This is a genomic window from Opitutia bacterium ISCC 52 (assembly GCA_014529675.2).
Lineage (GTDB): Bacteria > Verrucomicrobiota > Verrucomicrobiia > Opitutales > UBA2995 > UBA2995.
The window spans coordinates 524,864-544,256 of sequence record CP076040.1 but is presented as its reverse complement, the minus strand read 5'-3'; the positions used below and the strand labels follow the sequence as shown (position 1 = coordinate 544,256).

The 19,393-nt window shown below is 48.1% G+C and carries 20 protein-coding genes; 14 read left to right on the top strand and 6 right to left on the bottom strand.

What is annotated here, in order from left to right; all coding sequences use genetic code 11:
- Positions 1–10 precede the first annotated feature (10 nt).
- The 13 genes from GA003_02350 (at position 11) to GA003_02290 (ending at position 14,544) form a co-directional block, all read left to right on the top strand.
- Positions 11–1,081 carry a hypothetical protein gene (locus GA003_02350; protein ID QXD28838.1) on the top strand — a complete coding sequence of 357 codons (1,071 nt, stop codon included), beginning with the start codon at positions 11–13 and terminating at the stop codon, positions 1,079–1,081.
- A gap of 364 nt (positions 1,082–1,445) precedes the next feature.
- The gene (locus GA003_02345) at positions 1,446–1,916 is read left to right on the top strand and encodes an HIT domain-containing protein (GenBank protein ID QXD30321.1); all 471 of its coding nucleotides are present in this window, start codon (positions 1,446–1,448) and stop codon (positions 1,914–1,916) included.
- Positions 1,917–2,888, top strand: coding sequence for a PhoH family protein (locus GA003_02340; GenBank protein QXD28837.1), 972 nt, complete (start codon positions 1,917–1,919; stop codon positions 2,886–2,888).
- Positions 2,889–2,912: 24 nt separating this feature from the next.
- Positions 2,913–5,282: an HDIG domain-containing protein gene (locus GA003_02335; GenBank protein QXD28836.1), complete on the top strand. Its 2,370-nt coding sequence runs from the start codon at positions 2,913–2,915 to the stop codon at positions 5,280–5,282.
- The gene (gene ybeY, locus GA003_02330; protein ID QXD28835.1) at positions 5,227–5,706 is read left to right on the top strand and encodes an rRNA maturation RNase YbeY; all 480 of its coding nucleotides are present in this window, start codon (positions 5,227–5,229) and stop codon (positions 5,704–5,706) included. The genes GA003_02335 and ybeY overlap by 56 nt, the downstream gene beginning before the upstream one ends.
- Entirely contained in the window at positions 5,699–6,403 is a 705-nt protein-coding gene (locus tag GA003_02325) for a DUF502 domain-containing protein (GenBank protein ID QXD28834.1), read from the top strand. Before ybeY ends, GA003_02325 begins: the two co-directional genes overlap by 8 nt.
- 4 nt (positions 6,404–6,407) lie before the next feature.
- Positions 6,408–7,022: a hypothetical protein gene (locus GA003_02320; protein ID QXD28833.1), complete on the top strand. Its 615-nt coding sequence runs from the start codon at positions 6,408–6,410 to the stop codon at positions 7,020–7,022.
- A 6-nt stretch (positions 7,023–7,028) separates the two neighbouring features.
- Positions 7,029–9,365 (top strand): PD-(D/E)XK nuclease family protein, encoded by a 2,337-nt coding sequence (locus GA003_02315; protein QXD28832.1) that lies wholly within the window; start codon positions 7,029–7,031, stop codon positions 9,363–9,365.
- A gap of 176 nt (positions 9,366–9,541) precedes the next feature.
- On the top strand, positions 9,542–9,898 hold the full coding sequence (locus tag GA003_02310) for an RNA-binding protein (GenBank protein ID QXD28831.1): 357 nt from the start codon (positions 9,542–9,544) through the stop codon (positions 9,896–9,898).
- An 89-nt stretch (positions 9,899–9,987) separates the two neighbouring features.
- Positions 9,988–11,427: an FAD-binding protein gene (locus GA003_02305; GenBank protein QXD28830.1), complete on the top strand. Its 1,440-nt coding sequence runs from the start codon at positions 9,988–9,990 to the stop codon at positions 11,425–11,427.
- A 2-nt stretch (positions 11,428–11,429) separates the two neighbouring features.
- Entirely contained in the window at positions 11,430–12,542 is a 1,113-nt protein-coding gene (locus tag GA003_02300; GenBank protein ID QXD28829.1) for an FAD-binding protein, read from the top strand.
- Positions 12,543–12,544: 2 nt separating this feature from the next.
- A complete protein-coding gene (locus tag GA003_02295; protein ID QXD28828.1) occupies positions 12,545–13,807 on the top strand; it encodes a 4Fe-4S dicluster domain-containing protein in 1,263 nt (420 codons plus the stop codon).
- A 248-nt stretch (positions 13,808–14,055) separates the two neighbouring features.
- The gene (locus GA003_02290; protein QXD28827.1) at positions 14,056–14,544 is read left to right on the top strand and encodes a cell wall hydrolase; all 489 of its coding nucleotides are present in this window, start codon (positions 14,056–14,058) and stop codon (positions 14,542–14,544) included.
- Positions 14,545–14,553: 9 nt separating this feature from the next.
- On the opposite strand, the gene GA003_02285 is transcribed toward GA003_02290, so the two are convergent.
- From GA003_02285 to GA003_02275, 3 genes are all read right to left on the bottom strand, one after another.
- Positions 14,554–14,871: a hypothetical protein gene (locus GA003_02285; GenBank protein ID QXD28826.1), complete on the bottom strand. Its 318-nt coding sequence runs from the start codon at positions 14,869–14,871 to the stop codon at positions 14,554–14,556.
- A 49-nt stretch (positions 14,872–14,920) separates the two neighbouring features.
- Positions 14,921–15,832 (bottom strand): hypothetical protein, encoded by a 912-nt coding sequence (locus GA003_02280; protein QXD28825.1) that lies wholly within the window; start codon positions 15,830–15,832, stop codon positions 14,921–14,923.
- A gap of 275 nt (positions 15,833–16,107) precedes the next feature.
- The gene (locus GA003_02275; protein ID QXD28824.1) at positions 16,108–16,794 is read right to left on the bottom strand and encodes a hypothetical protein; all 687 of its coding nucleotides are present in this window, start codon (positions 16,792–16,794) and stop codon (positions 16,108–16,110) included.
- Positions 16,795–16,871: 77 nt separating this feature from the next.
- Here GA003_02275 and GA003_02270 point away from each other — a divergent pair, with 77 nt between their 5' ends.
- The gene (locus GA003_02270) at positions 16,872–17,225 is read left to right on the top strand and encodes a Spx/MgsR family RNA polymerase-binding regulatory protein (protein QXD28823.1); all 354 of its coding nucleotides are present in this window, start codon (positions 16,872–16,874) and stop codon (positions 17,223–17,225) included.
- Here the strand turns inward: GA003_02270 and GA003_02265 are convergent.
- Genes GA003_02265 through GA003_02255 form a run of 3 tightly spaced genes read right to left on the bottom strand, consistent with a single transcriptional unit; the run spans position 17,117 to position 19,351 of the window.
- The gene (locus tag GA003_02265) at positions 17,117–17,902 is read right to left on the bottom strand and encodes a TIGR04283 family arsenosugar biosynthesis glycosyltransferase (GenBank protein QXD28822.1); all 786 of its coding nucleotides are present in this window, start codon (positions 17,900–17,902) and stop codon (positions 17,117–17,119) included. The two genes, GA003_02270 and GA003_02265, sit on opposite strands and share 109 nt — an antisense overlap.
- Positions 17,899–18,513 (bottom strand): hypothetical protein, encoded by a 615-nt coding sequence (locus tag GA003_02260; protein QXD28821.1) that lies wholly within the window; start codon positions 18,511–18,513, stop codon positions 17,899–17,901. The genes GA003_02265 and GA003_02260 overlap by 4 nt, the downstream gene beginning before the upstream one ends.
- Positions 18,497–19,351 (bottom strand): DUF547 domain-containing protein, encoded by an 855-nt coding sequence (locus GA003_02255; GenBank protein QXD28820.1) that lies wholly within the window; start codon positions 19,349–19,351, stop codon positions 18,497–18,499. Before GA003_02255 ends, GA003_02260 begins: the two co-directional genes overlap by 17 nt.
- Positions 19,352–19,393 lie beyond the last annotated feature (42 nt).

Here is a 19,393-nt window from a genome sequence, read left to right as displayed (position 1 = left end):
CGAAGGAGAGATGCGTGATTGGACCTTTAGAAATGGAGAGGTGCAACAACTCCAATTAAAAAACGCTTACGGGAAGACGGTCTATTTTGCCGACAAGAATGGATCGCCCACCTTCGCCAACATCCTTGCGCTCAGCCCCGACGATCAGGCAGAGATTGTTTATTGGTCCAGAGTTCGCGACGCACAGATTTTCAAACCTTCCACTGATCAAACCGCTTTTGAAAACCAGTTCAAACGGGATGCATTTAGACTGGAGGATGAAAAGCTCATTAAGAATGAGTGGAATGAATCTAAGCGAGATCCCGAATTTTATGCGATCTATACCTCCGCAAGCTGGTGCAAGCCATGCCGCGGATTCACTCCCAGTTTAGTATCGTTCTACAATACGACCAAAGACTTCTACCAAGGTCAGTATGAGGTTGTTCTTTGTAGTTGGGACCAAAGTCAGTCCGAAATGATTGATTACATGATCGAAGATAACATGTCTTGGTATGGAAACTGGAAGAGCCGGAAATCAAACTTCTGGCGAAAATACCAAGGCAACGGAATACCATGCCTGGTAGTCGTTGATCGAAACGGATTCGTCCTCGCACATAGCTACAATTCTGAAGGATACCTCGGCCCCACATCTGCGCTCAAAAGATTCAGAGAAATACTCATGCATGCTTGCGGCAACAAGGAGGACCGTATATCAGTACCGACTCAGGGTATTGATTTGAAGAAACTAAATGTGGCACTCAAAAAACGCAAAGATGCCGCACAGAAAGCGAGTCAATCATCGGCACCTTCAATTGCTTATGGCCCGAAGGAATTATTTAAATCTCTGGAGGAAGAGGGCGCTGAATTCATCGACATAAAGACAAAGCTGAGTGTTTCTAATCGGGGCATGGTGACGAAAGTTGAATTGTTAAACTCGAGCAATCCAGCTTTGGAACGGGAAATTTCAAAGGCGGTCATGCTATGGCAATTTATCCCAGCCTTATCGGCCGAGGGAGAAGAAAATTCTGCGGTCGTCTCATTGCCACTCAAATTAAAGTTAAAGGACAAATACCTCACCGAAGAGCTTTCTCTTATTAAGTGAGTAGAGGACGCCCGGAGTCCTAGGCATTCACTTCCTTTTTCCCACTCGTGATCGTGATCTGAATGTTCATAAGGGGAATCAGCAGAAAAAAGGGGAAATTCATTGAACGCAAGCCCTTCAGAGGCCGTCTTACCTCTTAATTATTCTTATCCAAACTCTAACAAATCAAATTGCTTTAAAAACACGACTTGGAGCCCAATTTTAACGAAAGAATGGCCTTTTCGCCCCAAAACCAGGTTCGAAAAATAGATTGCCTGGAACTGCAATTCCTACACTTTGAGCGCGTTTCTCCTAATTTCCTGAGCAAACAACCTATCTGTCACTCATGTCTAATCCTTACGATCAGCTTCACGCTTATTGGCGGATGGAGTACATCGAGACTCCTGAGGCCCTGAAAGGGAAGAATCCTTTCGTAGAGATTCCCAAACTTGAAAATGAACGGGAATCATTGCTGCTGTACCGGGGGGAAACGGGTTATTTGGTCCTCAACCGATATCCATACAACGCAGGGCACCTTCTGGCACTGCCCTATCGTGAAGTGGCTGATCTTGAAGATTTAGCAGAGGAGGAAAAAGCTGAATTCCTGGAGCTGATCATTTTGGCGAAGCAAATCCTGACAGAAGCACTGAGGCCCCAAGGGTTCAATGTAGGCATGAACCTCGGTGGAGCCGCTGGCGCCGGTATCCCCAGCCACATGCATGCCCACATCGTTCCTCGTTGGGACGGAGACACAAATTTTATGCCCGTGATCGGCAAAACGCGCGTGTTGCCCACCTCGCTTGAGGCCATGTGGGAACGCCTAAAAGAAGCTACAGAGGCTCTGACATCCAACTAAATGACGAGTATCGAAAAAACACTGAAGTTCCAAACTCCCCGCGTTGCCAGCCAACTGTATTGTGGAAAACCGGAACTATTGAAGGAAGTTGAGAAGCAACTTTCAGTGAACATTGTTGCCCGTGAAAACTGGATTCAGGTGAACGGTCCCGAAGCATCTGTGAACCAATGTGAGACCTTTTTCGATTTTCTAGACCAGGCACGTGCCCAGGGAATGGACATACGTAAGTCGGATTTCGACGCTGTTCTTCAACAGGTAATAAACGGCCGGACAAAAGCTCTCGAAACACTCATAAAAGACCCTTTGGTCCTAAAGTTTCCAAAACGAAAGATCATTCCTAAGACGCTGAATCAAAAGCGTTATCTGGAAGCGATTTTCAAAAAGGAAGTAGTTTTCGGAATCGGACCTGCCGGTACTGGTAAAACCTACCTGGCCATGGCCGCAGCCATCAACGCTCTGCTTAAAGGGGAAATTGAAAAGATCATCCTTACTCGCCCAGCTGTCGAGGCCGGTGAAGCCCTTGGATTCCTGCCAGGGGACCTGGAAGAGAAGATCACACCCTACCTCCGCCCTCTTTATGACGCCATTCATGATATGCTCGGCAAGGAAAACGCCGAAAAGCTCATGGAAAAAGGAGTCATTGAAATCGCGCCGCTGGCCTATATGCGGGGTAGAACCCTTTCTAAAGCCTACGTCATTCTGGACGAGGCCCAAAACACGTCACCGGAACAGATGATGATGTTCCTGACCCGCCTTGGAGACAACAGTCGAATGATTGTCACTGGCGACATAACACAAATTGATTTGCCCAGAAAACAGGAGTCGGGTCTCCGGCAAATCACTCAAATCCTGATGCATATACCCGAAATCGAGCTCTTTTATTTTGAGAGTTTTGATGTTGTGCGTCACCCACTTGTACAAAAGATTATCGAGGCTTATGAGCACTTTCGCTCCGAGGGTCACCCTCGCTGAAACGCTCCTGAGCCCTAACTTACTGTGAAACTTTTCAGCAAGAGAAAGCAGCTCACCGATACGCCTTCGCCCTCACGGCGAAAGCGCAGGGCGCTTCGGGAGACCTGGACAAAGACCTTCTTTAGTACGAGCCCCGTAGTCACAGGGTTTATATTACTGGGCTGGGTAACACTGACCATCTTGCTCGCATTTACTGGAGTTACCCCAGCGGGAATTCAGGTTCAAAAAGATCAAGAATCGCGTGCGCGCGTGGTAGCTGAAAAAGATTTCAGCTATGTCAGTGAGTTGCAGACCGCTCGCAAAATGGAGCTGGAAAAGCAACGGATCCCGCCTGTTTACCGCTTGGACATGGGTTCTTATGAGACCTTCAGGGACCATATCACCGATCTGGTTCAGGATATCAATCAACTGGAAAAGGATATCGCAGAGCTTACCAACGATGAAAAACTCGAACAGGTAGAAGATTTTGCTGTGCGGTTCGAGGGCCGAACAGATGTTAGATTGAACGTAGAGGACGTCCTGGTCATACTGGGTAGAACCGACGAGGAAGAACGCGGAACCATCGTAGATAACTCACTCGTTTCTGTGAGACGAATTCTGGGTGGCGGCATCTTTGATCCAACCGACACGGTACTATCTGAAGAGCCGGAAAACCTGAACTTTATTTACGTACACCAGGAAGATAGGCAGCCACGGCGATTGGAAATCCAAAGCCAGGATATGGCCTACAGTGATTTGAAACGCGACCTCACCTACTTTGATATCTCGCAGGACTTGAGCATTTCACTGCAACGGATAATGGGGCAAGCCATCCAGCCCAATCTCCGGTACGATCAAGAGCTACATGAGCAAGCGCGTATTGAAGCCGAGGAAAATGCTGAAACTGTGCGGATCGACGTCTTAGCTGGTGAGATCATCATCGAACCCGGAGAAACCGTCCTCGCCCACAAGTATGAGATGCTGGTTGCTTACCAGGACTTCCTTCTCGATCAGGATTCAAGCTTCGCATTTTCTCTAGGTAGAAGCTTTTGGGAAAAGGCACTCATTATATTCCTCCTGGGTATTGGTGTTGTGGTCTATTTATCTTTAGCTGGTTGGTCCAGCCTGACAGATAATCGACGAGTCAGCCTGCTCTTCCTGGTGATCCTGATCAACATCGCGGTCACCCGCTTGATTCTTTCGGTGGCAGCGAATAATCCGGAAACCTACTCCATTCTTCGAAATATCATACCGGTTTACCTAGGCCCCATCCTGATCGCGCTGTTGATCAATCAACGAGCGGCTATCTTCGTATCCGCTGTCGTTTGTTTCATCACCAGCCTTATGTTTGGTGAGTCGTTCATTCTCATGTCAGCCATGTTCCTGGCCTGCCTGGTTGCGGTGGTTTTCTGTAAGGATGTTCGCAAACGGGGACAAATCGTACGGGCCAGTATTTTTGGTGGAACCACCTTGGCGGTAGGTACTTTCCTACTCGGCATTCTCGATAAAACAAACCTGGTAACCATTGGATGGGAGATGCTCATCTCAATCGGCGTAGGCGCCGGAACTGGAATGCTGGTTATCGGGCTTCTACCTTTCTTCGAAGGCATTTTCCAGCTCACCACAAACATTACCCTGCTGGAACTGACTGACTACAATCACCGGCTATTGCGTCGCTTGCAACTGGAGGCACCCGGTAGTTATCACCACTCGTTGATGGTCGCCAACTTAGCTGAGGCTGGGGCTTCCGCTATCGGTGCCAATCCGCTGATTTGCCGCACCTGTTCACTTTTCCACGATATTGGTAAGCTTATAAAACCGGAGTACTTTGCAGAAAACCAACGCGATGGAGATAATCCCCTGCTCCTCCAAAATCCTTCGATGGCCGCCCTAGTCATTAAAGCTCACGTGAAGGAAGGGGTTAATCTGGCCATCCGGAACAAGCTGCCACGCATTATCATTGATGTGATTAAGCAACACCACGGTACTTCTCTGATCACCTATTTCTACGTACAAGCCTTAAAGGGTAAGGGTAGTAAACAAGATGAGATTCGAGTCGAAGAATCCACCTATCGCTACAATGGCCCCAAACCTCAATTCAGAGAAAGCGCGGTCATCTTTTTTGCAGACTCAGTAGAAGCTGCCAGCCGCTCCTTACGAAAAGTAACTCCCCAGAGTATCGATGAGCTAATTGATAATATTTTTGAGGACAAGATAGCCGATGATCAACTGAGCGAGTGTCCGCTCACTTTCGAAGAGATCAAAAAAATCCGCAATAGCTTCTCATTTGCCTTATTAAATACCCTGCATAGCCGCGTCGAATATCCAGATAAGGAAAAGGCAAAAGCAGAAGCCAAGAATGAGGAACGTAAAAAAGAGAAACGTACAGATATACAGCCCCGCCGCAGCGCTTGAACTGAATGAAGAGGCCGTGTCAGCCGTTTTTGATTTTCTCGATCAACACGCGCCCTACTCCATCCCGGATGGCGAACTTTCTCTGGCATTCCTGCAAGAGGAACAGCATAACCAGCTCCATGCTGATTTTCTGGATGATCCCAGCTCGACCGATGTTATCACCTTCCCTGGTGATCCGGACGAGGCCATGGCTGGCGAAATATGCGTATCCATCGATACAGCTCACCACTATAGCCAGGAGCACATGATAGACTTCTCGAAAGAACTTACCCTCTACCTCGTGCACGGCTGGTTGCACTTAGTTGGATTTAATGACTTGAATGAAGAAGACCGGCTAGTCATGAAGAAAGAAGAACAAGTTTGTATGTCTTTGCTGGAAACAAACAGTAAGGTACCCTTGTTTAAATACATCATTGATGTCTGAAAAATATCCATTCCTGAGATCTCTAAGAAACGCCTTCCTGACCGGTCTCCTTTTACTTACTCCCTTAGCTGTTTCACTTTGGGTATTCGTGTGGTTGGTCAATAACGTGGGAGGCCGGGTCAGCAACAATCTGCTCTATTTCATTCCAGCTGATTGGCGACAAATCGATGACCTCCAACTTATCTGGAACATTCTGGCTACGATCATCGTATTCTTGGCAATCACAGTGCTCGGGTACCTATCACGCTACTTTGTCGGCAAATGGATCCTGTCACTCGCAGAGAATATTTTAAACAAGGTCCCCTTCATCAATACCGTCTACAAAACGGTCAAACAAATCGTGGAGACTTTTAGCACTCAGCAGAAGGCAGTGTTTAAGAAAACAGTTCTGATCGAATATCCACGCAAGGGCCTTTGGGCCCTCGGGTTCCTTACCAGTGAGACCAAAGGAGAAACACAGGCTAAGACGAATAGCGAGTTGCGGAATATTTTTGTTCCGACCACGCCAAATCCAACGAGTGGTTTTCTTTTGATGATTCCCAAGGAAGAAGTGCATGAGCTTAACATGTCGATTGGCGATGGCATGAAACTGATCATTTCTGGCGGAGCCGTGGTTCCACCTTACCCGATTGAAGACGGAGAAGATACGACCGTTAAAATCGAAAACCCGAGCGAAGAAAAACTCACCGAGGCGTGATCCCATGGTTGCGCAATCGGTGCATCTCAGAGGTATTATTCTGAAGCGCGAGGCATCGGGCGAGCAGTTCCATCGACTCAATGTATTGAGCGAGACAACTGGCAACACCATGGTCATGATGCGGAGGTCTAAAAAGAATATCCGTTCGGGTTCTACCCCAGATCTCTTTGACGATATTGAGGCTGTCCTGGACAAAAAAGGAGATGGCGGATTCGGCTTTATCAAAGAAGTCACCATTCTGAAACGACGACGCGGATTAGCCAAATCGTTCATCGCATTAGAACTCGCATGCGAATGGTCGACTATCCTGATGAAAAACCTTCCACGGGACATGGATGTAGGATCCGCCTATCAACTTACCCAACGCGGATTAGATGCCTGGGAAAAAAGGATTCAACCTGAAGCCGTGTTTTTCAAATGCCTGTTTGTTTATGCCCGTAATGAAGGTTACCCAGTGAAGCACGACTGGTTCCAGAAATTGACTCATCAGAATCGTATAACCGTTGCATCTATTCTCAACACGCCGCTCAACGAGTTGACGATGAAACCAGAAGAAGTGAGAAAATGTAATGACGATTTAAAGCATTACATCCAACACCACACGGATATCCTGCTTTAGGAAAAGATGCAGGTAGATCTGGAGAATAAGAAAGTTTCGATAAGTGTGGGCGAACTCGCGGAGTTCAGCACCGGCCCCGGTCATCGAATGCGGAGAAGGTTGGGACGTTGGCGAACTCAAGTGGGAGTGGAATGGCATCAAGAGCAGGAACGAGCATCCAAACAGTCAGGCGAAATCGGGAGATACGAAGTGAGTCTTCGTAGAACGTGGCCCTACAAAGGTTGGAAATTTAACATACAAGGTAGAATCGATCAGTGGATAGATCAGGAGTACCACATATTAATCAGGGAAATAAAAACCACTGGTCATGAACTGCCTGCGGAAACAGACGAACTGGTAAATCAGTATCAAAGCTATTTTGCTCAGCTAGGAACCTACTTGGCTCTCTTGAGCGAACGTCGGGACCTGGAAAAACCGTTTAAGGGGGAGCTTTTATTTATAAGTATATGTGATGGGATCCGGCAACATGTCACCGATGACCAGCACTGCATCGACCTATTTCATTCACAAATTGGAAGCTTGTGGGAGTACGTAGAAAACCAGAAAGCTCGCCAGTCAAAATTTGCAAAGCTGAAGGAAGTCCGCGCTTTCGGAGTCCTTCGAGATGGACAAGAAAACATTCAGGAGGCCCTTCTCCAAGCGACGGAGCTGAGTAAGCTGGCATTCTTCCAAGCACCCACAGGATTCGGGAAAACAGGCGTCTCACTGGAATATGCCATCAATCAAATCATTTCAGGCCGATATCAACAAGTCCTCTACCTGACCAGTAAGAGCAGCGGGCAGCACCAAGTGATGAAGCAGTTGGCCTCAATGCTTCCTGAAGACTCCGAACTTACGGCCGTTCAAGTTCGCAACCGTGATGAACTGTGCAGCTCACCTACCTGTCGTTGTGATCCTGATGATCAAAGGCTGAGGCATGGAAATCGATGGAAGAACTGCAATCTTTCGCCCTACTCATTCATCCAAAGCCCCATCGACCAACCATTAAGGTTCAGGGAAACAGGGAGTAAAGAAGCCCTGTGTCCTTATGAGCTTATGCGAGCAAGCTTACCTTATGCAGATATCTGGGTGGGTGATTTGAACTACCTTTTTTCTCCGCGCAACCGGAACCTGTTTCTTGAGCAGCCTGGTTTTGATCTTTCTCAAACTCTGTTAATCGTAGACGAAGCTCATAACATTGCCAGCCGGGTGGCCGATGTTTTCTCGTATCAGATTTCCCACGACGAAGTGTCACAATGGCATGCTGAGCTCCAATTCACAAACGGACATCCGACCATTCGTCGAGCGCTGGAAGCCTGGCTCGATCTGTTGGAATCAGTGGAGCCATCCGACAGTATGGCCGACTATAAATCATACGAGGCTCGCGACTGTTCCGAGCAGTTGGCAACCGCGCTTGAGACTTATCCAATTCATGGGCAATTACTCACGGAGGATGCCTTACACTCCATCTGGGAACTTGCCGATACGGAAACGTTTTTCAAGAACGATCATTTGGAGAAGCTAGTTTGGAGTTCCAAGCCGGGAACCCTCAACCTAAGTTGCCTGGATGCATCCTACGAGATTGGGAATACGTTGAATGAATGCCGGCAAGTATTACTCATGTCTGCGACTTTGGAGCCGCAGCCATATTTCCTGAAACAACTGGGCCTTGTATCAAATAAAACGAAACCGATATGGGTGGAGGCCAACACTCCTTGGCGACACAACGCTTACCAATGCTCTGTCGACCTAAGAGTCGACACAAGGTACAAGGCTCGAGATCGACATAGCTTTACCACAGCCGAGACCCTCGCTCGATGCGTACAGTCAAGTGCTCAACCCGTCGTTGTATTTTTTCCCTCCTACAAATATGGAGAAAGGATTAAACTGGTTATCGAAAACGAATTCCCTCATCTCGCTGTCGCCCTTCAAAGCCGAGGAGGATCAACGGAAAGACAAACCCATTTCATTGACGAGGCAGTTACGGAATCAGACCTGATATTTCTAATATTGGGCAGTGTATTTGCCGAGGGGATTGATCACCTTGGAGGTCATACTGACTTGGCCATTATCGTTGGACCCGCTCTACCCGAGGTGAATGCACTTCAAAAGAAGCGTATGGAAGATCGTAAGCACTTGGGTCGAGACCCTGCATTCGAAGAGGTTTATCAGATACCCGGCATGCAGAAAATCAATCAAGCACTGGGGCGCCTCGTACGAGCTCCTGGGCAAACGGCGCGCATTCTCTTTCACTGCAAGCGGTTTGCTGAAACCTCCTATCAGGATCTACTAATGGAGGACTTTCAGTCTGACCATACTATCCGCAATCAGGATGATCTTGAAAATTGGTTAAAAAACACCTGAAATTGGAGATTCAGGGCATTTCGGATTGCGATTCTCACCATTCGCGTTCCCAATAGCCGCTCAAACTCATCCTCAATTAACTTCTTTCAAAAGAAACTCCCCAGCAGTTAGCCCCCTCATTTCGATTAATTATATCAGGCGCACGTTTTTAGGCGGAGTATAAACAAGTATAAACGATGAACAATAAACTGTATGTGGGGAACCTGAACTTTGCGGTAACCCAGCAAGATCTTTCTGATTTCTTTCTCGGTCATGGATCGGTTTTGGAAACCGTAGTAGTGACTGATCGTAGCACGGGTAACTCTCGAGGTTTTGGTTTTGTGACCATGGCCAGTGAGAACGATGCCTTAACCGCTATCGAAGAACTAAATGGCAAAGAGCTTTTAGGCAGCGAAGTAGCCATCAAACTCGCACTTGACCGCGAACGCGGTGGAGGAGGAGGCGGGGGTCGCGGCGGATGCCGCGGAGGCGGTGGCGGCGGAGATCGTCGTGGAGGCGGAGGCCGACGCGGCGGCAGAAACTGGGATCGTTAGACACAGCTTCCGGACATACCGTGTCCTAATAAATGATACGCAAAGAGGCTTGATTAGAAATCCTCAGCTTAAGAGGATGGAATTCCCAAATGGATCTAATCAAGCAACTCGAGCAGCTCTTCACCCCCAAGCAACTCTTTACTAAAAAGTCTCAGCTCGTTGCGTACGAAACGGATGGCTTGACTTCATTCCGGTCGGAGCCGCTTGCCGTAGTCGTTCCCGAGACTAATGAGCAGGTAATTGAAACTGTCCGGCTTTGTCACCAAGCAGGCGTGCCCTTCATGGCACGTGGAAGCGGCACTAGCCTTTCGGGTGGATCCATGCCCGTCGAAGGTGGAGTGGTTATTACCCTCAATCGCTTAAACAAGATCCTTAAGCTCGATCCAGAAAACCGTTATGCAGTGGTGCAAGCTGGCACCGTCAACCTCAAGGTTAGTCAGGCTGCTGCTCCTCACGGACTCTATTACGCTCCAGATCCAAGCAGCCAACAAATCTGCACCATAGGTGGAAACCTCGCCTTTAATTCCGGCGGCGCTCATTGTTTGAAATATGGCATGACAGCTAACCATGTATTAGGCATCAAAGCGGTATTAGCAGACGGTGAAGTGGTAGAACTTGGCGGAGAATCAGGGGATACCGTAGGCCCGGATGCCGCGGGATTTTTCTGCGGCAACGAAGGTCTTTTTGGCGTAGCCCTGGAAGTCACCCTGAGACTTACTCCACAACCCCAACGCTACTGCACACTTCTTGCCGCCTACGATTCACTAGAGAAAGCAGGTCATGCTGTATCAGCAGTGGTAGATTCCGGCATGTTGCCCGGAGCAATGGAAATAATGGATAAGCTGTCCATCAAAGCCGCTGAGACGGCAGTCAACGCGGGTTATCCGCAAGATGCGGCAGCGTTGTTGATCGTGGAACTTGAAGGCGAGATAGAAGCCGTAGAAGAAGACTTTAAAACCCTTCGTGCACTCATCGATACCACAGGAGCTTACGAAACACGAGTGGCTCAAGACGACGCAGAGCGAATGACTATATGGAAAGGTCGTAAGAGTGCATTCTCCGCCGTTGGGCGCCTTTCCCCCGACTACCTCGTCCAGGATGGGGTTGTGCCACGCTCTCGACTGGGAGAAGCCCTCGTAAAGATCGAAAACTACAGCAAGGAATACGGTCTCGATGTTGCGAACGTCTTTCATGCCGGCGACGGCAATCTTCACCCGTTAATTATGTTCAACGGAAAGGAAGAAGGAGCCCTTCACCATGCAGAAGAACTAGCAGGAAAAATTTTGAGAATGTGCGTTGAGATGGGTGGATCCATAACCGGTGAACACGGAGTAGGCATGGAAAAGAAAAAGTACATGCCAGAGATGTTCAACGAGACGGACATGGAATGTATGAAACGCGTTCGTCGAGCAATTGACCCATTAGAAATTGCCAATCGTGGAAAAATGTTTCCGGGAGGAGAAGCACCTGCTCTCACAACCCATGGAGCACATCCTCTTGAAAAAGCGGGGATTATATCGCGCGAATAATTATGGGGCAGCCAATCGAAATACCCTCTTCAGTTGACGATCTCATATCGCAGGTTAAGTCCCTATCTGAAGTTATCCCTCGTGGTAGCGGGACCAAACCTTCCCTGTGGAAATCACATGAGACAACCACGTTGATTGATACCCGGCAACTTTCCGGCATCGTTGAATACCAGCCCTCCGAATACACCATTACGGTTCAAGCAGGCACCCTCCTTAGCGAGGTAGTCGAAGCTTTGGCAGAAAACGGACAATACCTTCCCTTTGATCCACCTATGGCTGAAGAAGGTGCAACGGTAGGAGGTACTGTAGCAGCAGGCCTATCAGGTCCAGGCGCTTACCGCTACGGCCCACTCAAAGACTTTATAATTGGCGTCCGGTTTGTAGATGGCCTGGGAAACTTCGTCCGAGGCGGAGGCAAAGTTGTTAAGAATGCAGCGGGGTTCGACTTTCCAAAATTATTCAATGGCAGCTTGGGTCGATTAGGCATTTTGACGGAAGTATCGTTCAAAGTATTTCCCGAACCTCAATCCTACGTCACATTACAAACCCGTTTTGAAAGCCACCAGGACGCCCTTTCTATCCTCCCAATCCTCAAGGGCTATGACCTCGAAGGAGTCGAATTGGACAACCAGCTAAACCTCCAACTCAGACTGGGATTCCAGGAGGCGACGATGGATGCTCGCAAGAAGGGACTCGAATCCCTGATCAATAAAGACCTAAGCTTGACCTTTGGCGAACCCGAGCAAGACCTATGGAAGTCCATCAAAGGATTCAAGTGGGCTCAAGACAATCGGCCACTCTTCAAAGTCGCTACACATCCACATTCCGCATTAACGTTTCTTAATGCACTCCAACTTGAAAATTGGAACCTTCACCTGACCAACGGTGGGAAAACGCTTTATTTGAGTGGTCCTGCAGACGATGAAAGTTCGAGCTTAGACGAGATTCTTAAAACTCAGAAACTAACCGGACTTCAAATAAAAGGACCGATAGATCCGCATCCCCTGATTGGGAATACTTCTTCAGTACCCTTTATCAACCGGGTTCAAAAAGCCCTGGATCCCGAAAATCGTTTTCTTACTTTTTCCCCATCGACCTCGGAGGTAGCGAGCTAGTCATGCAGCACGTCATTGATAAAAACTCTCTCGGACCCAAAGCACATGCATTAACCCAAGGCGTTGAAGCCTGTGTCCATTGTGGATTTTGCCTACCGACCTGTCCGACCTACGATGAACTGGGCGAAGAAATCAACTCTCCGAGAGGTCGCATCTTCATCATGAAGGAAGTGCTGGAAGGAACAGTACCTATTGAGGAAGCTTTAGACCCCATCGATAATTGCCTGGGTTGCGATGCCTGCATCACAGCCTGCCCGTCTGGTGTTGAATACGACCACTTGATCACTGCCTTTCGATCGAAAGCAGAAACAGAAAGAAAGCAGCCTTTTGGCAGGAAACTATTCCGTAGTATAATATTGAATACGCTACCCTACGCTACTCGAGCAAAGTGGGCGTTTCGTATGGGAGGTCTCGTTCGACCCTTGGCAGGGATCCTGCCCAAGTCATTGCGTCCGGCACTGGATCTATTGCCAGCGAAGTTGCCTACTCAGGAATCTTTACCAGACATTTTTCCAGCGACCGGTGAAAAGCGAGGACGGGTCGCACTGTTGACCGGCTGCGTGCAGCAAGTGTTGGCTCCAGAGATTAACAAAGCAACCTTGGAAGTTCTCAGTGCCAATGGAATCGAAACGGTGATCCCGAAAGACCAGGCATGCTGCGGAGCCCTCGCTTTGCATACCGGAATTGAAGAGCACGCGAGGAAGACTGCCCGCCAGCTCATCCGCTCCATTCCAAAGGATGTCGATGCACTGATCACCAATGCAGCAGGTTGCGGATCGGGTATCAGCGAATATTCGATCCTCCTTGCTGGCGAGCCAGATGAGGAGGAAGCAACTGCTCTAGCGGCCAAAACAAAGGATATTAGTACCTACCTTCAAGAAGTCGGACTCATCTCCCCTCCGAGCCTGGAAAGCTCGATGCACGTAGTCTACCACGATGCCTGCCACCTGGCTCACGCTCAGCGTGAAACAGCCGCCCCACGAGCAATTCTCAACGCCATCCCCAATTTGAAACTACTGGAACCCCCTGAATGGGAAATTTGCTGCGGATCAGCAGGCATTTACAATATTGAAAAGCCAGATGTGGCCCAATCATTGGGAAAACGAAAGGCCTCCAATTTGATGTCAACTCAGCCAGATGCAGTTGCCCTGGGCAATATTGGCTGCATGACACAAATCCAGAAACACTTGGAATCTTACGAGACCCCACCCCCCGTTTTGCATACGGTACAGATCCTGGCCCGCGCGTATGGCATGGAGAAATAACTGTTTTTTTGCGGAGATTGCTCGTATAGCTACTAAGGGTTTCCCACAAAGGGAATTGTGTGTTTTCGGAAGACCCCAGACAGGACGGGAGATACAGCTAGATCTCGATAAATAAAGGCCTCATCGCCGACTCTAGCGCTGGAGAAAAAAGGAAACTTTTAGGGTTGCACTCACTCAAATTCCGAACAGCTTGCCCCCTCTTTTATTCGATTCTCAGTTTTGTTACCCCGGGAATACATCGAATAGTTATGAAAACACATATTCTAAATAAGATGGCCTTAACGGTCATTCTCGGGGTTGGCATTTTAAACGCTGCCCAGGCATACTCACCCGATCCATGGGCACGCCAAATCATTGCCGCCTGCCTCATTCTTGAAGCCTCCGATCAAGGTGAACGGGGTATGATTGCCGTCGCAAATGTGATGAACAATCGTGCCGGTGGAAATCGGTCTCGTATTTACCGGGAAGTTAAGAAGCCTTATGCTTTTACTTCTTTAAATGCAGCCTCAACAGGTAGAACTGGAAACAGAGGGTATGCTGGTCACGTAACACGCGCCTCCCGCGATCCGAATTGGAAAATCGCTCTTGGAGTGGTCGACCGGATGTACGCAGGATCATTAGGCGACCTAACACAGGGTGCCACCCACTACTCCTTGGTAAACGAGCACGTAAGCTGGATGAGAAGCATGCGCCTCACCGTGGTAATCGGGAGCCACAAATTTCTTCGGAAGAGCTAGCTGAGAAGTTTAAACGACGCCGCAAACCACGGTACAGAATAAGCATCCGACGAGAAATAGCATTCCTAAGGGAAGCGCCAGAATCAGAAGCACTGGCAGACTAACTCCAAGCACGACCAGTAACACCAGAGTTGCCAGCACGCTGAATAGAGCTCCGAAGACTGTGGACACCACAGATCCAAAGGCAGAGAACACATAACCGAGTCCGGTAAATACAAGGCCGAATAAAGCCGCAATGAACACGAATCCGGCAATGGCTGCCAGGATTCCAGGTAGGATGAAAAATGCGACTAGGGAACCTAAGAGAATTAAAGAGAGCTTAATCATAATATACTTTCTATAAGAACTACACAGTTAGCCCTGAGAAAGTTTCAGATTATTTGGAGCTCATTTCATTTTTCTTAACCCATTCGCGAAAAATACGCAGCGTTTCAGGATCACTGTCGAAGCGCCAATTGGGCTCTCCCTTTCGAGGGTTAAAGTGATTGAAGTAGATAAAGCCTTCAATCCGCTCGTCCTTGGATACTTTTTCAAGGAAGTCCTTAATCCAGGCCGGTTTACGCTCATCGTCTGCACAGCCTATCTCCGAAATATAGACCGGTTTATTAAATTTCATACTGGCCTTAATGGTCCGCTCGAAGACTTCCTCGTAGCTTTGCCATTCGTGCCATTTGTCGTGGTGATCCCCAAAATTGTAACCGTCTAGGCCAATCAAATCCACATAGGCTGCGCCGGGGTAATAGTTATAGAAATCCTTCTTTTCAGTCCGCTTGTCCCACAGAATGTTGGGAGAGAACATCCACTGAACGTTTTCGCATCCCACCTCTTTGAAGATATTGTAGCACCTACGCCAGGCTCGGATGAAGGTCTTTGGCTGTTCACCCCAAGGAAACCAGTCGCCATTCATTTCAAAACCGAAACGCAGAATGACCGGAAGATCACAGGCTTTGGCATCTTTGGCCCATTGTCGGAAAAAGTCATCAAACTCGCCTTTTGCCACTTCCTCTAAGTAGCCGGCATCACCTCCACGGCCCCACTGACTTATTTCTAGACTGATGACCGGAGTCATACCCCTGGCATGGGCGTTTTGAACTCTCTCAGTTGGGAAGGTCCGCGTCCGGTTTAAATCCCTGAAGAAAAGGACGAACTCCGGATTGGCACCAAAGTCATAAATAGCCTGATCCAAGCGATCTTCCCAGGAATATCGACGCGTCAGCATCTCATAAACACCCCACTCTACTTGTCTCTTCTGTGCGCCCACGACTGAGTCCTCGCCAGCAGAAACCATAAGGCTACTTATAATCAGAACAAAAAGAGAGAAAATGCGCGGCTTCATAATCAGGCGAGAACTACCAAAGTAAAAACTGGGTATTCAGAGATAAGGTTACGAATAAAAAAAGAATGGCCCCAGGAACCTACTATCCCGGGGCCACTAAAGGTGTCGGCTAGACACCATCTCCTAGCCGGGCGTGAACCCGGTAGGTAACTCTCTAACCATTCAAGCTTTGAATACATGTAAAGAGGCCAGGTGTTCCGATTTATTTCCCAGAATATTAAAAAAAATCACACCCCATCTACCGTAAAATTCTGCAACTCCTTTTCCCCCAACTCAGTAAGACGATAACACCCCCGAGAAACTCGTTCGAACCAGCCATAATGATTTTTTTGAAGTATGCTGGCGGCCTTCTTGAGGCCCGTACTTGCTTTCACCGTTTTGAGCGGACAATCCCCATTCTCTTGTACGCAAACGGCCACTTGCATGACCTGCTGACGGTAGGCGGTCATAATCTTTCGCCCCGTGGTACCACCTGGACTGGGATCGCCTTCCCGGGTGATAAACTCATCGTGCAAAGCTTGCAGTTTGGCAGACTGTTTCCGAGGCCTATAGGGCCCAGGGTCTACCAGCACATCTACCCTTGTCACTCGCGGACCAAAGTAGACCTGAAGTAACCCAAAGCCTAGTCTGCGACAGAGCTTAAACACAGACTTACGTTGTTGATTCAGGATGTTATTGGGACTGGATGAAGCGGGCACCGCCAAGTAAACACGATCGGAAAGAGCCAAACGTTCGATTCCTTGAAAAACCAATTTCAAATTAAAGGATTTCTTCAGCTCGACCAATATGGTTTCGTGCTCCGGATGGGTCGCTACCAGATCCACATCATGAACCTCGCCTTTGACGGTATAACCGCGCGCTTCAAGGTAACGCTTAATCGGTTCGTATAGTTCGGACTCGTATTGGACAGGCACAAAAAGAAAAAGTTGAATCGGATTGATTTTACAGTTTCGAAATTCCAGAACTGAAGTAGAGCAATTAATCAAAAAAGATGATCAAAGTTTATACTTACAAAAAATGCAGTACCTGCCGTAAGGCCACTCAATGGCTTAGCTCCCAAGGGTTTGAATTTGACGAACGCGCTATACGAGACACACCGCCGACTAAGAAAGAGTTGGAGACTATGCTCAAGGCATATGAGGGAGAGTTGAGGAAGTTGTTTAACACTTCAGGCTTGGACTACCGTGCACAGAACTTAAAAGACAAGCTATCAAGCATGAGTAAATTAGAAGCTTTTCAACTCCTGAGCGAAAATGGGAACTTTGTAAAACGGCCTTTCCTACTAAGCGACTCACTCAATGCCGTAGGGTTTAAGGAAGCAGACTGGTCAGTTGCTTTGAGTTGAGACTGGGGCTTGTAGAAGCGGCTCAGCCAAAATGGAGAAGCACCCGCCAGGTATAAACTGACAATGCCTATATTTTTCAGTTGCTGGCGCAGAATACCCATGGTCCTGAATCGACGGGCAGAGGTGATCAAGGGTAAGGGGGATTTGAACCAGCGCCCCTGACGCCGCAGGCGACACTGCTTTTCCAGGTCTTCAAGAATGGGATAGTTCTTGAACCCTCCAACGCTCTCAAAGACCTCTCGTCGCATGAAATAGCCCTGATCACCATAGGTCATCAACGGGTGATTCCACCGACTAAAAAAGCAAAAGAGACGCAACAGCCAGTGCCTGTCGTCAAACTCCAGCCGAAAGCACCCTGCTATCACTCGGGAAAGACTTATGGTCTCGCGAATCTCCTGCTTCCATCCTTGGCTAAGTTCACTATCGGCATGGAGGAACCAAAAGATATCACCTTTGGCGATCGTAGCTCCATGATTTAATTGAATCCCCCTTCCAGCCGGCGCATGCACATATCGCACGAATGGATATTTCCGCATCACAGCAGGAGTAACATCAGAGCTCCCTCCATCAACCACAATTACGTCTAGGTCTTTGTGCTCATCAAATGACCGTAGCAAGCGATCGAGACAAAGAGCCTCGTTCAATACAGGGATCACAATGGAGATGACTTGACTCACGAATTCTCTTTCTCTTTTTCACGAATTTCCTTCTCACGGTAGACTTCATCCCGGAAAGCATTGAGAAGATTGGGCACTCGCTTGCTTATCCCCTTCTTTACCCAGGACTTGGGTATGTACCAGCCAAAGTCCACATAGGTTGTATAGAGAAGCAGGGCATGGTCATCATCTTGTTCAGAAACCAATTTCCATTGGCCCGAAAGTTCGCGGAATGCCCCACTTATTCGGTTAAACTCTATGGTGTAGTCAGGCCCATATTGTTCTTTAAACACATATTCGAAGCGGGGAAGCAAGGGACTCATCTTTAGTTTGTGTTGAACGACTTTCCAGTTCTCACCGGTTTCTAGTAGTTTACTCTCACGTAGCTCTTTCACATAATTTGTTACGCGTTCGTGATCCAACATGATCTCCCATACAAACTCCGGCTTCGCTTCGATCCGGACAACAGCGGCAAGCATGTTTTGACCCTCAGGTTCCAAAAAAATGACCTCCCCTTTTTCAAGGGCCTCCAGTTGATCCGTCTCAAAGGAAAATGTCTTTTCCTCTGCCCATACTTGAAAGCAGATCGAACAAAGGAAGAGAAATAGCAATCTGCTAAGAGGCCGTATCATGATTCCGAGGTAGTTCATTAAGTGACCAGTCGTAGCTCAAGAAGTCAAAGTCAGTATCCGGAGATTGTAGAAAGTCCCACACACGGGGATCCTTCAGGTAACGAGCAATAAAATGAATGGCATTGCGTTCCTTCTTAGTTCGATTGCTTAGTTGAAAACCTGTGGGTGCCTCCACATCAAAGTCTTCATTGAACCACTTGAACAATTTCGAGACACAGACACGGCCTTTTTCGTAATCTAACAGCACTCCTCTTGACGTATTCGAAAGATAGGTACGTGCCTGATCCTCGAGTTGATCTTCTAACTTATCAAAAATGATCGCTTCTGCTCTTAAGCTGGGACATCCTATAGAGGCACACTCGATGGCAAAATGAATCCGTGGTTCATTAAAAGTCGGCCTGATTAATCCGTGCTCAATGTGGTCCAAGGTCAAAGATTGGCCCGCAACCTCCCACTTAATCTTCTTCCAGACGCCAGGTATTTGAATGATACTATTCCTGGGAACCACTAGCCCCTTAAATGTCCACGTCCTGATAGGATAATAATCCAGGATTACTCTTAAGGTGAATGCATTATAGGCATTGATCCAGAAAGCCAATTGCTTGTCTCTCGACCAATCATCGACGACGGTACGTGGCACAGAATCAAGTTGCTTTAGATACCGATCCAGTAGCTGAGTATCTTTAGCGAGGCTGGCGTAATCGACAAGAGAACCATGCACATGGCTTTTGAGGACCTTATCCCAATCCTTGTGTGCATGGTCAAAGTCTACAGCCCAACTTACACTGCAAGTCAGTAGCAGTGTAGCAATGGACAAAACGTTTGAAAAAGAGATCATAGGGAACAGGTGCCTTACCATACATGACGCCTCCCCGACTAC